At 31.5% G+C, this 21324-nt stretch carries 21 protein-coding genes and 1 tRNA gene; 12 read left to right on the forward strand and 10 right to left on the reverse strand.

Going from position 1 to position 21324, the window contains the following annotated elements:
• Positions 1–126 precede the first annotated feature (126 nt).
• The 11 genes from DWZ69_RS07675 (at position 127) to DWZ69_RS07725 (ending at position 11018) form a co-directional block, all read left to right on the forward strand.
• On the forward strand, positions 127–450 hold the full coding sequence (locus DWZ69_RS07675) for a hypothetical protein (protein WP_022165207.1): 324 nt from the start codon (positions 127–129) through the stop codon (positions 448–450).
• Positions 451–453: 3 nt separating this feature from the next.
• A complete protein-coding gene (locus tag DWZ69_RS07680; RefSeq protein WP_118436615.1) occupies positions 454–1509 on the forward strand; it encodes a V-type ATPase subunit in 1056 nt (351 codons plus the stop codon).
• Positions 1509–3431: a V-type ATPase 116kDa subunit family protein gene (locus tag DWZ69_RS07685; protein ID WP_118436617.1), complete on the forward strand. Its 1923-nt coding sequence runs from the start codon at positions 1509–1511 to the stop codon at positions 3429–3431. Before DWZ69_RS07680 ends, DWZ69_RS07685 begins: the two co-directional genes overlap by 1 nt.
• Positions 3432–3457: 26 nt before the next feature.
• The gene (locus tag DWZ69_RS07690; RefSeq protein WP_118000010.1) at positions 3458–3880 is read left to right on the forward strand and encodes an ATP synthase subunit C; all 423 of its coding nucleotides are present in this window, start codon (positions 3458–3460) and stop codon (positions 3878–3880) included.
• Positions 3881–3912: 32 nt separating this feature from the next.
• Positions 3913–4221, forward strand: a complete 309-nt coding sequence (locus tag DWZ69_RS07695; RefSeq protein ID WP_022165203.1) for a V-type ATP synthase subunit F — start codon at positions 3913–3915, stop codon at positions 4219–4221.
• Between the two features lie 15 nt (positions 4222–4236).
• Positions 4237–4809 carry a hypothetical protein gene (locus DWZ69_RS07700; protein WP_118000011.1) on the forward strand — a complete coding sequence of 191 codons (573 nt, stop codon included), beginning with the start codon at positions 4237–4239 and terminating at the stop codon, positions 4807–4809.
• Positions 4810–4820: 11 nt separating this feature from the next.
• Positions 4821–6587 (forward strand): V-type ATP synthase subunit A, encoded by a 1767-nt coding sequence (locus DWZ69_RS07705; RefSeq protein ID WP_118000012.1) that lies wholly within the window; start codon positions 4821–4823, stop codon positions 6585–6587.
• Between the two features lie 11 nt (positions 6588–6598).
• The gene (locus DWZ69_RS07710) at positions 6599–7981 is read left to right on the forward strand and encodes a V-type ATP synthase subunit B (RefSeq protein WP_118436618.1); all 1383 of its coding nucleotides are present in this window, start codon (positions 6599–6601) and stop codon (positions 7979–7981) included.
• Between the two features lie 16 nt (positions 7982–7997).
• Positions 7998–8612 carry a V-type ATP synthase subunit D gene (locus DWZ69_RS07715; RefSeq protein WP_118436620.1) on the forward strand — a complete coding sequence of 205 codons (615 nt, stop codon included), beginning with the start codon at positions 7998–8000 and terminating at the stop codon, positions 8610–8612.
• A gap of 233 nt (positions 8613–8845) precedes the next feature.
• Entirely contained in the window at positions 8846–10243 is a 1398-nt protein-coding gene (locus DWZ69_RS07720) for a D-alanyl-D-alanine carboxypeptidase family protein (RefSeq protein WP_118436622.1), read from the forward strand.
• A gap of 19 nt (positions 10244–10262) precedes the next feature.
• Positions 10263–11018: a tyrosine-type recombinase/integrase gene (locus DWZ69_RS07725; RefSeq protein ID WP_022165197.1), complete on the forward strand. Its 756-nt coding sequence runs from the start codon at positions 10263–10265 to the stop codon at positions 11016–11018.
• Positions 11019–11210: 192 nt separating this feature from the next.
• Here the strand turns inward: DWZ69_RS07725 and DWZ69_RS07730 are convergent, their stop codons facing one another.
• The 3 genes from DWZ69_RS07730 to serS all read right to left on the reverse strand — a co-directional run bounded on the left by DWZ69_RS07730 (position 11211) and on the right by serS (position 13926).
• Positions 11211–12221 (reverse strand): 3'-5' exonuclease, encoded by a 1011-nt coding sequence (locus DWZ69_RS07730; RefSeq protein ID WP_118436624.1) that lies wholly within the window; start codon positions 12219–12221, stop codon positions 11211–11213.
• A 220-nt stretch (positions 12222–12441) separates the two neighbouring features.
• Positions 12442–12515 (reverse strand) — tRNA-Arg (locus tag DWZ69_RS07735).
• Positions 12516–12642: 127 nt separating this feature from the next.
• Positions 12643–13926 carry a serine--tRNA ligase gene (gene serS / locus DWZ69_RS07740; RefSeq protein WP_118000016.1) on the reverse strand — a complete coding sequence of 428 codons (1284 nt, stop codon included), beginning with the start codon at positions 13924–13926 and terminating at the stop codon, positions 12643–12645.
• Between the two features lie 183 nt (positions 13927–14109).
• Between serS and DWZ69_RS07745 the strand changes: the two genes are divergently transcribed.
• The gene (locus DWZ69_RS07745) at positions 14110–14847 is read left to right on the forward strand and encodes a phosphotransferase (protein WP_118436626.1); all 738 of its coding nucleotides are present in this window, start codon (positions 14110–14112) and stop codon (positions 14845–14847) included.
• Positions 14848–15081: 234 nt separating this feature from the next.
• Here the strand turns inward: DWZ69_RS07745 and DWZ69_RS07750 are convergent, their stop codons facing one another.
• The 7 genes from DWZ69_RS07750 to rsmG all read right to left on the reverse strand — a co-directional run bounded on the left by DWZ69_RS07750 (position 15082) and on the right by rsmG (position 21225).
• Entirely contained in the window at positions 15082–15912 is an 831-nt protein-coding gene (locus DWZ69_RS07750; protein ID WP_118436628.1) for a hypothetical protein, read from the reverse strand.
• Positions 15909–16370 (reverse strand): LytTR family DNA-binding domain-containing protein, encoded by a 462-nt coding sequence (locus tag DWZ69_RS07755; RefSeq protein ID WP_118000019.1) that lies wholly within the window; start codon positions 16368–16370, stop codon positions 15909–15911. The genes DWZ69_RS07750 and DWZ69_RS07755 overlap by 4 nt, the downstream gene beginning before the upstream one ends.
• A gap of 311 nt (positions 16371–16681) precedes the next feature.
• The gene (locus DWZ69_RS07760) at positions 16682–17152 is read right to left on the reverse strand and encodes a DUF4446 family protein (protein WP_118436630.1); all 471 of its coding nucleotides are present in this window, start codon (positions 17150–17152) and stop codon (positions 16682–16684) included.
• Between the two features lie 128 nt (positions 17153–17280).
• On the reverse strand, positions 17281–18222 hold the full coding sequence (locus DWZ69_RS07765) for a ParB/RepB/Spo0J family partition protein (protein WP_118436632.1): 942 nt from the start codon (positions 18220–18222) through the stop codon (positions 17281–17283).
• Between the two features lie 239 nt (positions 18223–18461).
• Positions 18462–19223 (reverse strand): AAA family ATPase, encoded by a 762-nt coding sequence (locus tag DWZ69_RS07770; protein WP_118000022.1) that lies wholly within the window; start codon positions 19221–19223, stop codon positions 18462–18464.
• A gap of 744 nt (positions 19224–19967) precedes the next feature.
• Positions 19968–20495 carry a hypothetical protein gene (locus DWZ69_RS07775; RefSeq protein ID WP_118000023.1) on the reverse strand — a complete coding sequence of 176 codons (528 nt, stop codon included), beginning with the start codon at positions 20493–20495 and terminating at the stop codon, positions 19968–19970.
• Positions 20496–20505: 10 nt separating this feature from the next.
• Entirely contained in the window at positions 20506–21225 is a 720-nt protein-coding gene (gene rsmG, locus DWZ69_RS07780; RefSeq protein WP_022164597.1) for a 16S rRNA (guanine(527)-N(7))-methyltransferase RsmG, read from the reverse strand.
• Positions 21226–21324: the final 99 nt, after the last annotated feature.

The following is a 21324-nucleotide window of genomic DNA, read 5'->3' on the forward strand; positions in this document are numbered from 1 at the left end:
TGATTTTTAAATACCGGTACAAAAACCGGTTCTTTTATATTTACGGCATATTAATTTATAAAACTTCCTATATTTATCAAATGTTTTATGAATTTGTAATGCCAATCAAAATAAGGAGGACCTACTATGAGTCAGGAACTTAACAGTATTATCGACCAACTTGCAAACATTGACTCTGCTTCTGCTAAGATAATGCAGAAAACTCAGGATGAAAAAGCCAAATATGCTGACTACATTAGCAAGGAAAAGCAGGCTTTTGACCAGAACTTAGAAGATCAGGTTAATGCGCAGGTTAATGAATACGAGAAGACTCTTGCAAAGGAAAGCGAAAAGGAAATCGCTAAATATCAGGAAGACTGCAACGCTGAACTTGCCAAGTTAGAGTCTGCATATAATGAAAAAACTGAATCTCTTGCACAGGAGATTTTTAACAATATTATTAAGGAGTAGTCAATGAAATCAGGAAAACTCACTGCTTACAGTGGTATGACTACCAAAATAAGAGCTATGAAGAAACGACTGCTTTCTTCCCAACAATACGAAGAAATTACAGGACTAAAAACTGTGTCTGAACTACTTACTTATCTTCAGACTTTTCCGGCATACTCGGAAGTTTTATCCGGAATTGATTCTACTCAGGCTCATCGTGGTGAAATAGAAAGTCGACTGACTTTTTCAACTTATCATGATTTTTCCAAGATTTTTCATTTTGCAGGAACTTCACAACGAAAATATTTGGAATTTTATTTTATGAAATATGAAATTGCCACATTGAAAGCCTGTATGCGTAATATTATGGACAGTCGTAGCAGCACTATACCGATGTTGGTAGACAAACACTTTAAGCGACATTCAAAATTAAATATTGATAATTTGGTTAATTCTAACACAATGGAAGAATTTATAAGCAATCTAAATGGTTCTGTTTATGAGAAAGTAATTAAGGCGGTATCCAATTTGGAGAACCCTGTTTTATTTGATTACGAAATGTCTTTAGATTTATTTTTCTTTAGTTACATTTGGAATCATGCAGACTCATTTGTACCAAAGGGCGAGAAGAAATATTTTGTTAACTCCTTTGGTCCTCAGGTTGATTTGCTTAACATATTGTGGATTTACAGAATGAAACACTATTACTCAGTTTCTCATTCTCAAATCTACTCGTTTTTAATTCCAATATATTATAATCTTGACCGTTCTAACATTAAGGCTTTTGTTGAATGTGAAAGTGATGGAGAATTTTTTGAACTTCTTAACAAATGCTATTATGGCAGAACCTACGGTTTTAATGATTATGATGATATGGAAACACAATTTGGCAGCGTTTTAAATACCATATATATGAAAAATTTTAAAACTGCCCCATACTCTTTGGCAGCCATTAATGCTTACCTACATTTGAAAAGTTTGGAAGTTGCCAAAATTATTACTGCAATGGAATGTATACGATATGGTTATGACAGCGAAAACATTGCACACTATATTAATAGGAAGAAAGGGGTGTTATAATGATTGAAAAAATGAGTTTTGTCACTCTTGCCGGTCCCAAAACTGAGATTGATAATTTGGTAGAAAATTATTTAAGCAAGCATGACATTCATCTTGAAAATGCCCTAACGGAATTTAGTTCTAACGAACAATTTACTACTTTTTCTGAAGAAAATCCTTTTAAAGCTGCACTTAACAAAAGTCACGAGTTAATGCAACTTGTTAAGGAACCGGAAAAAGCTAAAGTTTCTAATGTTGGTGTAAAGGATGCTGAGAAGTTCCTTTACAAAATTGATGACAGTCTGGCTGACGTTAGAAGTGAAATTGATGACTTAGACAAAGAAATAGAAAGTCTTAACACAGACTATGGCATTTTAGCACCTTTTAAGACACTTAATTATACTCTTAAAAGAATTTATGATATGGAATTTTTCAAATATCGTTTTGGTAGAATTCCAAAAAGCAGTTTCGACAAGTTTGAATCTTACTTAGATCCCGACATTAATGCGATTTTCATATCAACTCTTAATGATACGGATTTTGTTTATGGTGTATTTTTCGCTCCATTAGATTATTTTGATGAAGTTGAGAAAGATTTCCATAACATTAGATTTGACGAAATAGCTATACCAAAGAAATATAAAGGCTTTCCTAATGACGAATGTTTGGAAATAGCTAATAAAAAAACTGAAATAGAAGAAAAGAAAAAACAAAAAGAACAGGAAATAAATCAGATTATCGAGAAGAATAAGGATAAACTGGTTTCAGCCATTAGACGAATTGAGTCAGCTTACAGCAATTTTGATGTTAGAAAATTATCTGCTGTAACAAAAGATTCAGGCGTTACATTTCAGGTTCTTTGTGGTTGGATGACAAGTAAGGAAGCTAAAAAGCTTTTAAAGGAAACAGACAATGACATAAATGTTGTTTGTATTATAAGCGATGATGTTGAGGATCACAAAACAACTCCTCCAACTAAGCTTAAAAACTTTAAATTTGCCAAACCATTTGAACTTTTTGTTCGTATGTATGGCTTACCGGGTTACAATGAATTTGATCCTACCCTGTTTTTGACAATTACCTATGCACTTATATTTGGTGTAATGTTTGGTGATTTAGGTCAGGGCTTATGTTTAGTAATCGGCGGTGGCATTTTATACAAAGTTAAGAAAATGGATCTTGCCGGCATTGTTTGTGCCGCCGGAGTGTTCTCATGTATATTCGGTGCCCTGTTTGGAAGTTTCTTCGGTTTTGAATTTGAATCAGTTATAAAACCTTTGGATTCCATGATGACACTTCCATTTTTAGGTGAGATTAACATTGTTTTAGTTGCAGCATTTTTATTTGGTTCATTTATTATTTTAACAACCATGATTTTAAACATTGCTACAGCCATAAAACAAAAGAATTTAGGAAAAGCGTTGTTTGGACCTAATGCTGTAACAGGATTTATTTTCTACGGTAGTGTGATTCTTGTTATTCTCTTATACATGACAGGTCATCCATTACCTGGAACTGCTTTGCTGGTAGTTATGTTTGTTATACCACTAATTTTAATATTCTTAGAGGAACCTTTGAAAAACATACTGGCAAAGAAGAAACCTATTGATGATTCACCGGGAATTTTTGCAGCCACAGCATTTTTTGAATTGTTTGATTACTTAATCACTTATTTATCAAATGCCTTATCCTTCCTGCGTATTGGCGTTTTTGCAATCAGCCACGCAGCCATGATGCAGGTTGTAATGACTTTGGCAGGTGCGGAAAATGGTGGCAGTGCTAATATTTTCGTTGTAATTATCGGAAACATCATTGTTTTAGCAATGGAAGGTCTTGTAGTTGGTATACAGGTTCTTCGTTTGGAATATTACGAAATCTTTGGTCGTTTCTATGAAGGAAATGGCAGGGAATTCGTTCCATATAGAAAAAGAAACAAAAAATAATTTTAAACATCAGGAGGAATTTTAATATGTTAATTAATGTTTTATTTTCAGTAGCTTTATTACTTACAATTGTTTTACCATTAGTAGTTTACTTTGTTGGAGAACAGAGTAAAGGTCGTTTCAAAAGAACAGTTTTAACAAACTGCTTAACATTCTTTGGAACTTTCCTTTTAGGAACTATCGTTATTTTCAGTAACACAGCAAGCGCCGCTGTAACAAGTGATGCAGCTTCTTCTAACGGTTTAGGTCTTATTGCCGCAGGTCTTGCAATTGGTCTTTCATGTATAGGTTCAGGTTACGCAGTTGCAAGCTCAGCTAGTGCAGCTCTTGGAGCATTAAGCGAAGATTCAAGCATTTTCGGTAAAGCACTTATCTTCGTTGCCTTAGCAGAAGGTATTGCTCTTTGGGGATTTATTGTTGCATTCCTTATTCTTACACACGTTGCATAAATTCATTTGTACACAGTGCTTAGGAGGCTTTTATGAAAATGTATTTAATCAGCGACAATGTAGACACTTTAACAGGCATGCGTTTAGCCGGTGTTGAAGGCGTAGTTGTCCACGGTCGTAAAGAGGCAAAAGCCGCAGTTGAAAAAGTTCTGGAAGATAAAAATCTTGGAATTTTACTTATAACAGAAAAATTAAGTTTTGAAATTCCTGAAGTAATAGACGACATAAAACTTAACAAGAAACAGCCTTTGTTAGTAGAAATTCCCGACCGACATGGTCTTGGTCGCCAAAAGAATTTCATTACTAACTATATTAACGAGGCTATCGGAATCAAAATTTAGAAAGGATACAGGGCTATGACTATAGAAGAAAAGATGGAGCACTTTAGAAGTATTTCCTTAGAAAGTGCCAACAACAAAAGCGCTGAATCACTTAGTAGCTACAAGGCATCTTTAGATGATGAACTGGCAATTCACAAAGAAAATGCCACTCTTTTATCAGAAGAATCTAAACGTGCCAGAATGAATCAGGTTAAAGCTAATTCAAAAAAGGAGTTAGCTTCAGCCCAAATGCTTATTAAGAAACAAATTACAAATAAGCAGTCGGAATTAAAATCCAAAGTTTTCGAATCTGTTAGGGGAAAACTCATAGTATATAGAAAAACACCTGAATATGTTAAACAGCTTGAAAACCAAATAGATAAAATCATTAAGGAATATGGTGACTTAAACATTACTATTTACATTGATCCTGAAGATTCTCATTTACTTAACGGTTTAAATGAATCTTTTAATGTAAATATTGAAGTTTATAAAAAAGAATTTCTAGGTGGAACAAGAACTATTGTTCCTGAGAAAAATATTCTTATAGACAATTCTTTTAAAACACGCCTTATTGAAGAACAGGAACAATTTGCATTTACATTTTAGGAGGCAGTCAATTGGAGAAAACAGGAAAGATTTATGGAATTAACGGGCCTGTTGTTTATATTAAAGGTAAAACAGACTTTAAAATGGGCGAAATGGTTTACGTTAGTTCTGAAAGATTGGTTGGTGAAGTTATTGGTCTTTCATCTGAAATGACTACCATCCAAGTTTATGAAGAAACCAGTGGTCTAAAACCTGGGGAACTAATATATGGTACAGACAGTGCTATTTTCGTTACTTTAGCTCCTGGTATTTTAAATAATATTTTTGATGGTATTGAAAGACCACTTAGCGAAATAGAGAAACAGTCAGGTGCATTTATTTCCAGAGGAGTAAATGTAAACTCACTTGATATAACAAAAAAATGGGATGTACACATTACAGTAAATGTAGGTGACTATATCTCAGGCGGTACAATTATCGCCACAACTCAGGAAACAAGAGCTATTGTTCACAAGTCAATGGTTCCACCTTACATTAAGGGAACTGTTGTAAGTGTTGTGGATGATGGTCAGTATACAATTAACGACACTATTGTAACCATTAAGAAAGATGATGGTTCTACTTTAGACCTGACTCTTACACAGAAATGGCCAATCAGACAGCCTAGACCAATTAACAAACGATTTGGTACTACTGCTCCATTGGTTACGGGCCAAAGAATCATGGATACTCTTTTCCCTTTGGCAAAAGGCGGTACTGCAGCAATACCCGGTGGTTTTGGTACAGGAAAAACAATGAACCAGCATCAGATTGCCAAGTGGGCTGATGCAGATATTATTATTTACATTGGTTGTGGTGAACGTGGAAACGAAATGACTCAGGTTCTTGATGAATTTTCAGAACTTGTTGATCCAAAGTCAGGTAATCCACTTATGGACAGAACAACACTTATTGCAAATACGAGTAACATGCCTGTAGCAGCCAGAGAGGCTTCAATTTACACAGGTATTACTTTAGCAGAATATTATCGTGACATGGGCTATCATGTTGCAATTATGGCAGACTCTACATCAAGATGGGCTGAAGCTCTTAGAGAATTATCAGGTCGACTTGAAGAAATGCCTGCTGAAGAAGGTTTCCCTGCATATCTTGCCAGCAGATTATCTGCTTTCTATGAAAGAGCCGGCTATATGGAAAACCTTAACGGAACTGAAGGTTCAATTTCAATTATTGGAGCTGTATCTCCACAGGGTGGTGACTTTTCAGAACCTGTTACACAGAACACAAAGCGATTTGTACGTTGTTTCTGGGGACTTGATAAATCACTTGCCTACGCAAGACATTTCCCTGCCATTCACTGGCTTACAAGTTACAGCGAATATGCTGATGAATTAACTAATTGGTACAACACAAACGTTGGACCTGATTTTTCATCCTGCAGAGCACAGGTGCTTTCTCTTTTAAATCAGGAAAGTTCATTAATGGAAATTGTAAAATTAATTGGTAGCGACGTTTTACCTGATGACCAGAAACTCACTTTGGAAATTGCCAGAGTAATACGTTTAGGATTTTTACAGCAGAACGCGTTCCATGATCAGGATACATGCGTTCCACTAAAGAAGCAGCTATTAATGATGAAAACAATTCTTTATTTATATGAAAAATCATCAAAACTTATAGCTATGGGAATACCAATGTCCATACTTAAACAAAATAACATTTTTGAAAAAGTTATTGCCATTAAATATGATATTCCTAATAACAAACTTTCAATGTTTGACGATTACAAAGTAGCAATTGATGATTTCTACGCAAAAATTATTGAGGAACAGGCATAAGGAGGTGCAACATGGCTATAGAATATTTAGGATTAAGCGAAATAAATGGGCCTTTAGTTGCTCTTGAAGGTATAAAAGATGCCGCTTATGACGAAATTGTTGAATTTAAAATGAACGATGGAGAAGAGAAAAGACTTGGACGTATTATCGAAATCAATGAAGACAAAGCTGTTATTCAGGTTTTCGAAGGATCTGAAGGCATGTCTCTTACCAATACACATACAAAACTAACAGGACACCCTATGGAAGTTGCCCTGTCACCGGATATCTTAGGACGTACTTTTAACGGCATAGGCAAGCCTTTAGACGGACTTCCACCTATTAATGGAGAAAAAAGAGATGTAAACGGTATGCCTCTTAACCCTGTTAGTAGAGAATATCCTAGAAACTACATTAGAACAGGAATCTCCGCCATTGACGGATTAACAACTTTAATTCGTGGACAGAAGCTCCCTATTTTTTCAGGAAACGGTTTGCCACACGACCAGCTGGCAGCCCAGTTAGTTAATCAGTCATCTTTAGGTGATGACACCAATGAAAAGTTTGCTGTTGTCTTTGCAGCTATGGGTGTAAAAAATGACGTTGCCGATTTCTTCAAACGTTCTTTTGAAGAATCAGGCGCCTTAGAACATACTGTAATGTTCCTTAACATGGCAAATGATCCTGTGGTAGAACGTCTCATCACACCAAAAGTTGCTTTAACTGTTGCAGAATATTTAGCTTACGAAAAAGATATGCATATTCTTGTTATACTAACTGATATGACTACTTTTGCGGAAGCTATGCGTGAGGTTTCCTCTTCAAAAGGTGAAATTCCTTCAAGAAAAGGTTATCCAGGTTATTTATACAGTGAACTTGCAACTATTTATGAACGTGCAGGTATTATAAAAGGTGCCAAAGGTTCTGTTACACAGATTCCTATTTTAACAATGCCAAACGATGATATTACTCATCCTATACCTGACTTAACAGGTTACATTACTGAAGGTCAGATTACGCTAGATCGTTCATTATATGGTCAGGGAATCTATCCACCTATTAATGTTCTTCCATCACTTTCACGTCTTATGAAGGACGGCATCGGTGAAGGATTTACAAGAGAAGACCATCAGGATGTTGCTAACCAGCTTTTCTCTGCTTACGCAAAAGTTGGAGATGCAAGAGCCTTGGCTTCAGTTATCGGTGAAGATGAATTATCACCAACTGACAAAAAATATCTTGAATTTGGTAAAGCTTTTGAAGCTGAATTTGTTGGTCAGGGCATCGGTGTTAATAGAAACATTATCGAAACATTAAATTTAGGTTGGAAATTACTTCATATTCTTCCTAAAGAAGAACTTGATAGAATTGATACGAAGATTTTAGATAAATACTACAATGCATTTACAGATTAGTTAGGAGGTGGCACAATTGAATTTGAATACAGTACCTACTAAGGGTAATTTAATGGCCGCCAAAAGTTCACTGGCTCTGGCACGACAAGGCTACGAACTAATGGACAAAAAAAGAAATATTCTTATACGTGAGATTATGGACCTAACAGAAAAAGCTGAATTAATTCAGTATGAAATTGATAAAACTTTTACAGATGCTTATGCAGCTTTAGAAAAAGCCAACATTGAGCTTGGCATCAAAAACGTAGAGACTTTTGCCTTTAACGTTCCGCCTGAACAGGATATTCACATAAAAACACGAAGTGTTATGGGAACTGAAATTCCCCTTGTAAAACATAAAGATGAAGTTCAAAATCCTGTTTATTCATTTTACGGAACAACAGAATCTTTGGACGAAGCAAAATCTCATTTTGAAAAGGTAAAAGACCTTACAATTAGATTATCCATGATTGAAAATGCCGCCTACCGTTTGGCATACAACATTAAGAAAACACAGAAACGTGCTAACGCTCTTCAAAACATAACAATACCTAACTATGAGGTACTTGTTAAAACTATTGAAAATGCACTTGAAGAAAAAGAACGTGAAGAATTTACACGACTAAAAGTTATAAAATCAAGAGTTCATTAATAATAAGTTTATAAGATTATTTTGAAGTGCAAATAACATAACAAAAAGTTAAGAAAAGATTAGGGTGTTTTAACATTCTAATCTTTTTTGTTTTTTTAATCTTTTCTTAATTAAGTTAATCACACATTTTTCATACTTTTTTCACTATTTTACCAGGGGGATTACTGTTGATTTTTTTACATGTTCCTAGTAAAATAATATGAGACATATAAAAAGAATTAAAGAGGATTTAAATGAAGAAATTTTTATCATATATATTATCAGTTTTTATGCTTGTTACTTTTGTTGGACAGGCGTTTGGTGGCTGGCAAACAGATGTGTCTGCCGCTACTAAGAAAAGTTTACCAAAAGCTCCATCTATTATTGGAGAATCAGCAATTCTAATTGAACCAACAACAGGTACAATTATTTACGAAAAGGATCCACATAAGAAAATGTATCCTGCAAGTATTACAAAGATTATGACTGCTTTACTTGCAATAGAGAATTGCAAAATGAATGACACTGTAGTTTACTCAAAGAAGAATTTAGACAGTCTTACTGCTGAGGATTCTAACATTCAGTGTCAGGTTGGTGAGAAAATGAGTGTTAAGGATTGTTTATACGCATTAATGCTTTCCTCAGCCAACGAAACAGCTACAGCCTTAGCAGAACATATTGCAGGAAGTTCAGAGGCTTTTGCCAAGCTAATGAATGAACGTGCAAAACAGGCAGGTGCTACAGATACTCATTTTGCAAACCCAAATGGTTTACATGATGATAACCATTATGTAACAGCTTATGATATGGCAATGATTATGAAAGCTGCCATACAGTATCCTGTTTTTTTGGATATAATTCATACAACTGAATATACAATTCCTGCAAATAATAAGAGAACTGAACCTTTCCAGTCATATCAGAGACATAAGATGATTTTTACAACCAGTCCATATTATGACGCAGATGTAATTGGTGGCAAGACCGGTTACACAGACCAGGCTGGAAAAACACTTGTGACTTATGCCAAACGTGGAAATGTTTCACTTATATCCGTTGTGATGAAATCTAACGGTGATCAGGTTTTCGACGATACAAAGAAATTACTTGATTACGGTTTTGATAATTTTAACTACGAAAATGTATCCGAAAATGATAGTCGATTTAACTTCGACACTTCTAATGATTTTATATCACCTTTTTCTGATACAATTTCAAATATTACAGTAGACAAGAATGCATCAATTCTAATTCCAAAAGGAATTTCATTTAGCGATTTAGACACTGATGTATCTTTCAATTTAACTGATGGTTCATTTGCAACAATTACCTATAAATATGGGGATATGGTTCTTGGAACTGCAAATATTAACTATACACAGTCTAAAGACAATGATGAGACTAAAGCTGAGGAAACTACTTCAACTAATAACATAGTAACAAATGCTGTTAGTACAACTACTAAGGCTCTTGAAAAAACCAATAATAGTAAAACAACTACAAATAATTCAAAGAAAACATCATTTAATTTTCTTCCAATTATTTTAATTGTTTTATTTATTGCAATAGTTGCTGCGGCTATCATTGCTATTAAAGCACATCAAAGAAAATTAAATAAAATTCGAGATATGAAAAGACGTTATAGGCATTAATATTTTAGGAGGTATTTATATGAATTGGGTTGCACCTATTAAGGACTATGAAACACTAGAAAATTTTAAGAAGGTTCTAAAAGATATTGATTACAAATATTATATTATGTTTGAACTTGGTATCGGTACAGGTCTTCAACTTCAGGATATTCTTACATTTAAGAACAAAGATGTTAGAGGTAAATCTGAAATCACTGTAAAAATTGGAGCAAAGAATATTGAAAACACATTTACAGTTCCTGAAGAATTACAAAAAATTATTACAGACTATACAGAAGGAAAGGATCCTGACGCTTATCTTATTTTAGGTCACAAGACACAGAATCGTCCTGTTTGTCGTGAACAGGCATACAGAGTGCTTCGTGCAGCCGGTCACAAAATTGGACTTAGCTCAATTGGTGCCCAGACAATGCGTAAGACATTCGCTTGGAACTATTATAAGAAAACAGGAGACATTTATCATCTTCAGCATTTATTTAATCACGCTTCACCATCTATTACATATAGATTTATTGGTGAAAAGCCAAATATGGAAGTTGTTTTAAAGAAAATGACACCACAGGAAAATGCACGTAGCAGATATATGTTATATCTTAACGGAAGTGGTAAAAAGAGACTTACAGATATAATTGATACTCTTACATCTATTAAAGAAGATTTTGACAACCCTGCAAACAACGATGCATTCTACGGAACAGTTGAATGTCTTCTTGATGAATTAGATGCACTTATTACTAATTACAAAGAAACAAGAGAATCAGAAAATCCATTCTAAGGAATTTATATTATATAAGAATGTCGCTTGGGACATTCTATGTGCCGAGCGCGTGTTGCTTTAGCAACATTTTTCCATTCGCGGGAGTGCGCATCCATAGTGGAACGTTTTTTATGTAATAAGAAATTCTGAAGGAATTTCTTATTACATAAAAAAAGAGCAGTTAATCATAATTGATTTACTGCTCTTTTTTTAATCGTCGTCTTCTTCGTTTTCATCCCATATTTCTTCAACGACTATTTCTTTATCCAGAGACCTCTGTCTTCTCTCTCGTCTCTTTTCCCTAATTGATTCCTGTTTTTCATGTATTGAATTAGCACCTTCATCATCAGTAGATTTCATAATCTTAATAGCAAAGAAACTGTCTTCTTCTAATTTTTTTACTCTAATCTTTCCCCTAACATAACCATGCTCAGGACATTTTCCTAAACAATAGTATGTTCTACCGCTATCAGAAAACCAGTCGATAATAACTTCAAGTGTTTTATCGCACTTATTACATAACATTGAACTGATTTCTTCTTCTTTGAACATTTCGTCTTTGTCCAAGAATTCTCTTGTTACTAACTTAGTATACTCATCAAATCTTACAAAGATTTCTTCCTCTTTGATTCTTGGAGAATAAAAAGTATCAATTGATAATCTTCCCTTATACTTTTCATAGTCCATTTTTTGTAATACTTTTGCGGTATAATAAGCATCACTTAATGCTCTGTGGAACTCTCCGTCCTCCGGAATTTCCAAATATTCAACTGCGCTTGTCAAAGTTCTTTTCATGTGTCCATCATCATATCGTAGACTAAACATTTTCTGCAAATCCACGTAAAATAACGGAAAATCTAAAATTCTCTCTAACTTATAATGCTTCATATTTCTTTGGAGTTCTGTTAAGTCCATGGAGCCCCATGTACAAAACATGTAATCATCACCACACCAGTCCAAAAAATCCAAAACGGTTCTTTTGAAATCCTTACCATGACTTAATTCCTCATTAGTGAAATGAGTAATCTCCTCAATCTTATGATGAAGTTTCTTATATACTCTTGGCTTAATTACCTGTTGATAAGAATCTATTATCTCTTTCCTATCACCACTTACTTTTACCGCGCCAATTTCTATAATTTCAAATGGTAAATCTGAATGTTGATGACTTTTTCCGTAAGGATTTTGGTTCCATTCCAAATCCATTACAATATATTCCATCTTTTTTCTCCATTTATATTATTAGCATATTTATAAGTATACATTACTTATATTTCTAAATGTACGTTACTTCAATATACTAAAGCCTCAAGCTTTATAATACCATTTAATAGTATGTTTTACAAGTATGCATCCCTAGTGGAACGTTTTAATATAATAGTAAATTTATATGAAATTTACTATTATATTAAAAAGCAGCTACATAGTAGCTGCTTTAACCCGTCCCAGACAGGAATCGAACCTGCGACGTTTCGCTTAGGAGGCGAACCCTCTATCCTACTGAGGTACTGAGACATTTATAATCAATTACGGCAAAGAAACATCTTCGCCGTAACTAATATATCATATTAACATTTTATTAGGTATTACATATTTTATTATCATAAATATAAATTGTATAGAAAATATGTTAATAACTTAATTATTTTACTTCGATTTTTTCTTTTCCACCCATGTATGGTCTTAAAACTTCAGGTATGTTTACGCTTCCATCAGCATTAAGGTTATTTTCTAAGAATGCAATAAGCATACGTGGTGGAGCAACAACTGTGTTGTTAAGTGTATGAGCAAAGTAGTTTCCATCTTTACCCTTAACTCTAATTCCAAGTCTTCTTGCCTGAGCATCTCCTAAGTTAGAGCAGCTACCCACTTCAAAATATTTCTTCTGTCTTGGTGACCATGCTTCAACGTCAACTGACTTAACTTTAAGATCTGCTAAATCACCTGAACAACATTCTAATGTTCTAACAGGAATATCCATGCTTCTGAATAAATCTACTGTATTCTTCCAAAGCTTGTCATACCACATCATACTGTCTTCAGGTTTACAAATAACAATCATTTCCTGTTTTTCAAACTGATGAATTCTGTAAACTCCTCTTTCTTCAATACCATGAGCTCCTTTTTCTTTACGGAAACATGGTGAATAACTTGTAAGTGTGTATGGAAGATTTTCTTCATTTGTATGTGTTCCAATAAACTTACCAATCATTGAATGTTCGCTTGTACCGATTAAGTAAAGGTCTTCACCTTCAATCTTGTACATCATCTGATCCATTTCATCAAAACTCATAACACCTGTTACTACGTTACTTCTAATCATAAAAGGTGGTACACAGTATGTGAAACCTCTATCAATCATAAAATCTCTAGCATATGAAAGAACTGCTGAATGAAGTCTTGCAATATCTCCCATAAGATAGTAGAAACCATTTCCTGCAACATTTCGTGCAGCTTCTAAATCTATGCCATTGAATTTTTCCATAATTTCTGTATGATATGGAACTTCAAAATCAGGAACAACAGGTTCACCAAATCTTTCAAGCTCAACATTTTCGCTATCATCTTTTCCAATAGGAACTGATGGATCAATAATATTTGGAATAACCATCATTCTCTTCTTAATTTCTTCTGCTGTTCTCTTTTCTTCTGCTGTAAGTTCATCAATCTTATCATTTCCGGCAGCAACTTTTGCCTTAATTTCTTCAGCTTCTTCCTTCTTGCCTTCCTTCATAAGTCCACCAATCTTCTTTGATAAACTATTCTTTTCAGCACGAAGTGATTCAACTTCTTTTTTGATCTTACGATTCTGATCATCTAATTCTATAACTTCATCAACTAATGGAAGTTTCTTATCCTGAAATTTGTTTTTAATATTCTGTTTAACAATTTCCGGATTTTCTCTGACAAATTTAATATCTAACATATTTATTACCACCTATTTTCTATGTTTTTTCGCGCTTTTTTATTATTAAAACGGTATTTCGATTATACCCCTATCATAGTATTTTTGCAAGGTATAGCCTTATTTTTTCAAGGATTGTAGCCAAGATTTTTTAATTGTGATATACTAATTTGGAATGTAAATATATATCTAAGAGGTTTACTTATGAATTTTGAAATAATTAACACAAGACGCAACAATAAAATATACACTAATGGAATTGATACATATAAGGTTTTCAACGAAAACTATGACAAAAGATTAGTTTTTTTAGAATCATTTATTACAACCGAAGTTGAAGCCGCAGGTGTCAAAGTTCCTTCTATTAAAGAAGTAACTTTTAACGACAACCACTGGTGTTTTAAATCAGATTCCATTAAAGGGGACACTTTATTTTCTTTAATAAAAAATGATCCTGACAATGTTGATAAATATTTAGACAAAATGGTTGAAGTTCATACTTCTATTCATAAATTTAAATGCCCTAAACTTCCAATTCAAAAGGACAAGCTTACTGATTACATTAATTTATCAGATTTAGATGAAGGAATGAAAATTGATCTTTTAGATATGCTTAACACATGTCCAAAACACAAGAAACTTGTTCATGGTAATTTTACACCACATAATATTTTGGTATCTGATAATGGTGATTACATTTTAGATTGGAATCATGCAGCCCAGGGCAGTGCCAGTGCCGACGTAGCCCGCACTTATATTTGGATGAAAACGAACATGCCAGAATACGCTGATTTATATTTAACAAAATTCTGCGATGCAACTAACACAAGTTCAAAGTATGTTCATAACTGGATTCCAATTGTAGCAGCCGCAAGACTTGGCAAGAAGAATCCAGGAGAAGAAGATTTGTTAAATAGCTTAATTTCTATTATAGAATATTAAAATAACTCTTTTAAATATACATTAATTATATTTCTAATTATTGTAATATGCTAATTATTTATAAGATTACATCTAATTAATTTATATAAAATAAATATTTAAATTATTCAATATTAAAAGACCCGAAGATTTAATCTCCAGGTCTTTTCTTTCTAGTTATTCTTCAACTCTATATTATTACTTTTTTAATATTAAACTATGTATCATTACTTTAATTAATTTATAATCTTATATTTATACTCTGATAATCTCAATTCCTCCGGCTATTATCTTTCCACTAATTTCTAAGATAACATCATTTCCTGCTGAATCAATATTACCAGGTTCTTCTACAGCACCCATTATACAGTCTACATGATTTTCAAGTTTCCAATTTCTTGGAATATAAATTTCAATTCCCCCTGCATAACATTCAATTCTCATATAAACTTTATCTCCTGCCGCTTTAGCTTTATCTAAATAAACTCCCATACCTCCTACCTTATTAATAATTTCAACACTTTTCAAATTTTGAGAATCAATATATTTTTCAGTTCCAGAAAAACGATTTATATGATATACATGCTCCCCATCTTCATAACTTCTATTTGGTTGTGCTGTTCCATATGTTGTATTTTTCTCTGTAGTACTATTATTTTTCCATTGCTCTTTATTATTATCATTTTCCCACTCTGTTCTATTTTCAGTAGACATTTTTTTGTAGTTATTATCAAAATTATGATGTTTTCTAAATTGATTTTCTTCCCATTCTTTTCTGCCGTTTTTTTCGAAAATAAATGAGAAACCAATTGTTAAAAGAATAGCTGCTCCAATTATCGGCCATGGTGTGATTGCTTCAATTCCAAGTTCTTTGTCCCAAACAATTGCCAAAAAAGCTAGTGACATAAATACAACAAAACTTTTTCTTTGAATAAGTCCTTTAATCAACCAAGCTCCCCACAATGCTGTAAATACAATATGACCTAAATTTATATTTCTCATAACCCCTAATTCATTTAACATCCATAAAATTGCTGTAGCAATTATTAAGACACCAACAATTATATTTTCTGATTTTTTTTTCATATTACACTCCTTATCTCTTCAATTTTATTTTTTAACGGTTTAAAATAACCTCTTGATACGAAAACATGTTTATAAGTATCTTTAAATTCTATTTTTGAAGAAGCTGTTATGTTTTTTGAAATAGAATAAATTTCTTTTACATTAACTATAGCAGACTTTGATATTCTGCAAAAATAGTATGGTAAAATCTGTTCCAATTCATATAATCTATTTTTCGTCATAAAAATTTCATCTCTTGTGTGAGCTTTTACCACATCACCTTCCGTTTCAAAAAATATAATATTCTCCAAAAATTCGTAATATACAACATTTACTTTATACAGTTTTATCTTTACATTTTTGCTTTTGTATGTCGATATTACTTTTTGTAATTCAATTATTTCTTCATTAATTTTCGAACATTTTATAACAACTTCATTTTCTATGTAGTTTTCGTCTAAATCTACCGTAATTTTCATTGGCTCCCTCTTAAAATTTATTAAACATGCATTTATTTTATTGCTTTATTCTTAATTAGTAAATATATTTTCTGTAAGTGGTAAAATTATAGCGCTAAGTGGTAAAAAAAATCTTACAAATTCCAAATCGTTACTTTGTTTTGTAGTAACTTTTGGTTTTTGTAAGATTTTGATTCAATGTAATTTTACTTATATATTAATTTTGATTCAATATAATTTTACTTATATATTATTTTTCATTTAATATACAACGAATTAAATTATTAAAACACAATTGTCTTATTTCATTACCATTAATTTTAATTTTCAAATTAACTATTCATTGCTTTTTCCAAAGCTTCTTTTTCTTCTTCGCCTAGTGTAGCATATGATTCAGCTTTAGTAATTTCCTTAATATAAGTATAACTACTGTCTCTACCATGCATTGTATTTAAGATAAATCCTGTGTTTGAGTCATCAAGCATGCAGAGAGCAAAACTTAAATTTCCACCCATTTCCTTAAAAGCATCATACTTTACAATTCCTAATTTATGGAATGTTGATGTTAAATTATGCAATGTTTTATCCATTTTTTCTTCATTAGATGTGTATGCCTGCTGAAGTTTATCCATCTGCTGGAAGTTTTCTTCAATTGCTGCTGATAAATTTTCAGCATTCTTACCTTTCATGAACTTTTCATATCTGTTCATAAGTTTTGTAATTCTGTTGTTTTGCTTAATATGTAGAATTAAAAATACTACAAACATAACTGCTATTATTACTAAATAAATATAATCTTTCATTTTCTACTCCTTTTGTTTTGTTCTTTTCATTAAATGATACTATTTTATTAATACGAAGTATCATTCGATATCTTATTTCCATTTGGATTAATTCTTCTTACTATCTATCTTATTTTTTTTGATAATAATTACTCTTTAATATCATCAAACATTTCAAGTAATCTTTCTAATTCTTCCTGTGAATAGTATTCGATTTCAATTTTTCCTTTACCATTTTTCTTGTGATTAATTGAAACTTTTGTGCCCATTTTTTCTCTTAACTTATTAGCTATAGCATCGTATATAGCTGCTTCTGCTGATGGAATTGGAAGTTTAACCTGCTTTGGATTAAGAATTGACTTTACTAATTTTTCAGTATCACGTACACTTAATCCCTTGCTAACAATAGTCTTTGCCGCTTCAATTTGCAAATCTTCCTGTTCTAAAGTCAACAAAGCTCTCGCATGTCCCATTGAAATTTCATCATTAATCAGCATATTTTGAACACTATCTGTTAATTTTAACAATCTCATAGAATTCGCAATTGCAGTTCTTGACTTTGACACTCTATTTGCAAGTTCTTCCTGTTTTAAACTATATTCATCAATTAAACTCTTATAAGCTAAAGCTTCTTCAATAGGATTTAAATCCTTTCGTTGAATATTTTCTATTAAAGCAATTTCCATTACTTCTCTATCTGAATATTCTTTTATAATAACAGGAACTTCCTTTAATTTTGCAAGCTTTGCGGCTCTCCATCTGCGTTCTCCTGCTATAATTTCATAATAATCATCTTTCTTCTGTACAACAATTGGCTGAATAATTCCAAATTGTTTAATAGAATCAGCTAATTCCTGTAAAGCTTCCTTGTCAAAATTCTTTCTTGGCTGTTCTCTATTAGGTTCTATGTCTGATATTTTCATCATTGTATCTCCAGAAACCGGAACTTTTACTTCTTTAATTACTTCCTTTACAACCTCTTTGACAACTTCCTTCTTCTCTGTTTTCTTTTTAGGCGTAGACCTTATAACATCAGTTTCAGGAATTAAGTTATTTATACCTTTCCCTAATCCTTTTCTTTTTGCTGCCATATAAACTCCTTTTCATGTCGTTTATATATGTACATTATCTTTGTAACTATAAATAAATAGATAAACAAACGAACATTTACTTGTAATTTTATATATGTACATATTTTTTATTAACATTTTACCATATAATTTCTATATTTATGATCATATTTTGATAATTTTTCAACCTTCTTTTTATAAAAACTTCTATACTATAATACGAAATAATAATGTAATATAATATAATAAAAACTGATAAATTATTCTTCTGCTATAACTTCCAATGCCAGATTGTTATAAGCAATAGCTCCAGCCGATTTACCATCATACATATGAATTGGTAATCCATAGCTTGGTGCTTCTGCTAATCTAACATTTCTTGGTATTACAGTATCATAAATCTTAATTTGTATGTTTTCTTTAACATTTTCAATAACTTCTGTTGATAAATTAGTTCTTTTATCAAACATTGTGAATACAATACCATCTATTTCGAGATTCTCGTTTAATCTCTCTTGAATCAGATTAATAGTATGTATTAATTGAGACAATCCCTCTAATGCATAATATTCGCACTGAATTGGAACTATAACTGAATCAGCTGCCGCCATGGCATTAACAGTTAAAATATTTAAAGATGGAGGACAGTCAATAATTATATATTCATAAAGATCTCTCACCATCTCTAAAGTCTCTTTTAATATAAATTCTCTTCCATCAACGCCTATCAAATCAATTTCTGCCCCTGATAAATTAACATTTGAAGGTAAAACGTTTAAGTTTTCCACTACACTTTGTGTTAAGCACTCAGAAATAGTGCATTCTCCCAAAAATAACTCATATATTGTATTTTCAAGATTCTGTTTTACTATTCCAACTCCACTTGTTGCGTTTCCCTGCGGATCTATATCAACTAATAATACTTTTTTTCCATTCTCTGCTAAACAAGAAGATAGATTAATTGCTGTAGTTGTTTTGCCTACACCACCTTTTTGATTTGCAATTGCAATAATTTTACCCATTCTCTATCTATCATTAGTATAACTAATGCCTTTCTTTCTTATTTTTAAGTCAAATTTCCCCATTTAGCTATTTTACCACAATAATATACGCTTTTCTATATATTTGTAAGATTAATTAGTTCCTTTTGGCATCTATTATATATTTTTAACTGTATTTTTTCCAAAATGTTTCACGTGAAACATTTTTTTATATTTTCTCGTATCTAATCCACTTATATATATTAGATATCTGTATATATTTATATGTATTTATATTTATTTATTTATCTATTTATATTTATATTATTATATTTGTATATACATCTCTTACATTTTTTATATTTTATTGATTCACATTAAATTTAACAATATCTATATAATTGATTTTGTATTTATACATAGATATTGAATGTTTCACGTGAAACATTCAATATTTGCAGTTTTTTAATAATAAATAGTTATTTATAGATGATTTGATAGTATTTCTATATTTTTTACAATATATACTTATTTTTTTTTATATGTATGTTATTTATATGATTTAGAAGATAATTTAAATATCTATTATAGTGCGAAAAGGAAGTTTCTTATCCACATTGCACTAAATATTACATATTCATTATTTTTATTCTGAATCTTACCCCGGAGTAAAGTTTAAAACTATTATTTTATATTAGCTTACACCTATTATATAATATTTTAATGTTATACTACTTATAAACAGCTTCATTTGACATAAAAATAAGATGTTTCACGTGAAACATCTTATTTTTCTAACATATTTATTACTTCCCGTATTTTATCTTTGGCTTTATATTTATCAATTTCTATAAGATTTAAACTTTCTGCCAAATTATCAATAATTTTATTATTGTCTATATTCAGATTAGTATGTATACTACTTTTAACAGTATTATTTTCTTTTCTTTCATATAATTTAGTTTCTTTTATATCAAATGTTTCACGTGAAACATTCGATATTTCTTCTAAACAGGTATCAATTATACTGATTTCATTGGATAATTTGCTAATTTTATCTTTTAAACAATCATTTTCAGTTAAATATGATGATATATGTACTTCTAACTGGTTAATTTCCTGATTATTTAAACCACTATCACCTCTTCCTCGTACGGAAAAGATTTCAGAAGCTTCATCAACCATTGATTCTAAATGGTCTATTTTATTTTTAGACTCAACAATTGAATACATATTATCATTTAATTTATCTTCATATATCTTTAATTTTTCTTGTAATTTGCTTTTTCTATTAAACAGATAATCTTTTGTCACTATTTTCTCCTTATCTTATTGGTTTCTTTGATGGTACACCTGCTTTTCTTGGGTATTTATTAGATGTAGAACGCTCTTTTTTTATTACAACAAAACTCCTATTAATATCAGAATGTGGTAATTCTTCAATATAAGTGTCTTCAATCTTTCCACCAAGAACTTTTATAGCCTTTTTTGCATTATCAGTTTCTTCTTCACTGAATTCAGACTTGTAACTTATAAATATTCCACTCTCATTTATAAATGGAATACAATATTCAGATAAAGTTGATAAATTAGCTACGGCTCTTGACACACATAAGCTAAATTTTTCTCTATATTCATCCATATGTGCAATATCTTCAGCTCTCCCATGAACAGTTGTTATATTTTTTAAGCCTAATTCATCAATTACATTATTTAAAAACTTTAATCTTTTATTTAATGAATCCAATAACACCACTCTAATTTCAGGAAACATAATCTTAATTGGAATACCTGGAAAACCTGCACCGGTTCCTACATCTATTAGTGAATCAAAATTATTTACGTTAATTTTCTTTGCAACTAATAAACTATCAATGAAATGCTTTATTATTACTTCATCTAATTCTGTAATTGCTGTAAGATTCATAACCTTATTAGTTTCTATTAGCATTTCATAGTATTTCATAAACTGGTTAGCTTGTTCTTCACTTATTTCTAATCCAATCTTTTCTATTCCATCAATTAACAATTCTTTGCCGTTCATATAATCTCCTAAATTTTTATTGCATCCAAATAAATACATTAAATTAAATTACATATTATATATTTCTAAATGTTATATATGTTCATATATTACTGTATT

Source organism: Eubacterium sp. AF34-35BH (assembly GCF_003477765.1).
Taxonomy (GTDB): domain Bacteria; phylum Bacillota; class Clostridia; order Lachnospirales; family Lachnospiraceae; genus Eubacterium_G.

Bases quoted from the DNA above. Each gene is read 5' to 3' on its own strand.
- DWZ69_RS07750 (WP_118436628.1), bottom strand. From the start codon at position 15,912: ATGAAAAAAAAATCAGAAAATATAATTGTTGGTGTCTTAATAATTGCT.
- DWZ69_RS07695 (WP_022165203.1), top strand. From the start codon at position 3,913: ATGAAAATGTATTTAATCAGCGACAATGTAGACACTTTAACAGGCATG.
- DWZ69_RS07760 (WP_118436630.1), bottom strand. From the start codon at position 17,152: ATGAAAGATTATATTTATTTAGTAATAATAGCAGTTATGTTTGTAGTA.
- DWZ69_RS07690 (WP_118000010.1), top strand. From the start codon at position 3,458: ATGTTAATTAATGTTTTATTTTCAGTAGCTTTATTACTTACAATTGTT.
- DWZ69_RS07675 (WP_022165207.1), top strand. From the start codon at position 127: ATGAGTCAGGAACTTAACAGTATTATCGACCAACTTGCAAACATTGAC.
- DWZ69_RS07710 (WP_118436618.1), top strand. From the start codon at position 6,599: ATGGCTATAGAATATTTAGGATTAAGCGAAATAAATGGGCCTTTAGTT.
- DWZ69_RS07720 (WP_118436622.1), top strand. From the start codon at position 8,846: ATGAAGAAATTTTTATCATATATATTATCAGTTTTTATGCTTGTTACT.
- DWZ69_RS07700 (WP_118000011.1), top strand. From the start codon at position 4,237: ATGACTATAGAAGAAAAGATGGAGCACTTTAGAAGTATTTCCTTAGAA.
- DWZ69_RS07685 (WP_118436617.1), top strand. From the start codon at position 1,509: ATGATTGAAAAAATGAGTTTTGTCACTCTTGCCGGTCCCAAAACTGAG.
- DWZ69_RS07725 (WP_022165197.1), top strand. From the start codon at position 10,263: ATGAATTGGGTTGCACCTATTAAGGACTATGAAACACTAGAAAATTTT.
- DWZ69_RS07745 (WP_118436626.1), top strand. From the start codon at position 14,110: ATGAATTTTGAAATAATTAACACAAGACGCAACAATAAAATATACACT.
- DWZ69_RS07680 (WP_118436615.1), top strand. From the start codon at position 454: ATGAAATCAGGAAAACTCACTGCTTACAGTGGTATGACTACCAAAATA.
- serS (WP_118000016.1), bottom strand. From the start codon at position 13,926: ATGTTAGATATTAAATTTGTCAGAGAAAATCCGGAAATTGTTAAACAG.
- DWZ69_RS07730 (WP_118436624.1), bottom strand. From the start codon at position 12,221: ATGGAATATATTGTAATGGATTTGGAATGGAACCAAAATCCTTACGGA.
- DWZ69_RS07765 (WP_118436632.1), bottom strand. From the start codon at position 18,222: ATGGCAGCAAAAAGAAAAGGATTAGGGAAAGGTATAAATAACTTAATT.
- rsmG (WP_022164597.1), bottom strand. From the start codon at position 21,225: ATGAACGGCAAAGAATTGTTAATTGATGGAATAGAAAAGATTGGATTA.
- DWZ69_RS07755 (WP_118000019.1), bottom strand. From the start codon at position 16,370: ATGAAAATTACGGTAGATTTAGACGAAAACTACATAGAAAATGAAGTT.
- DWZ69_RS07770 (WP_118000022.1), bottom strand. From the start codon at position 19,223: ATGGGTAAAATTATTGCAATTGCAAATCAAAAAGGTGGTGTAGGCAAA.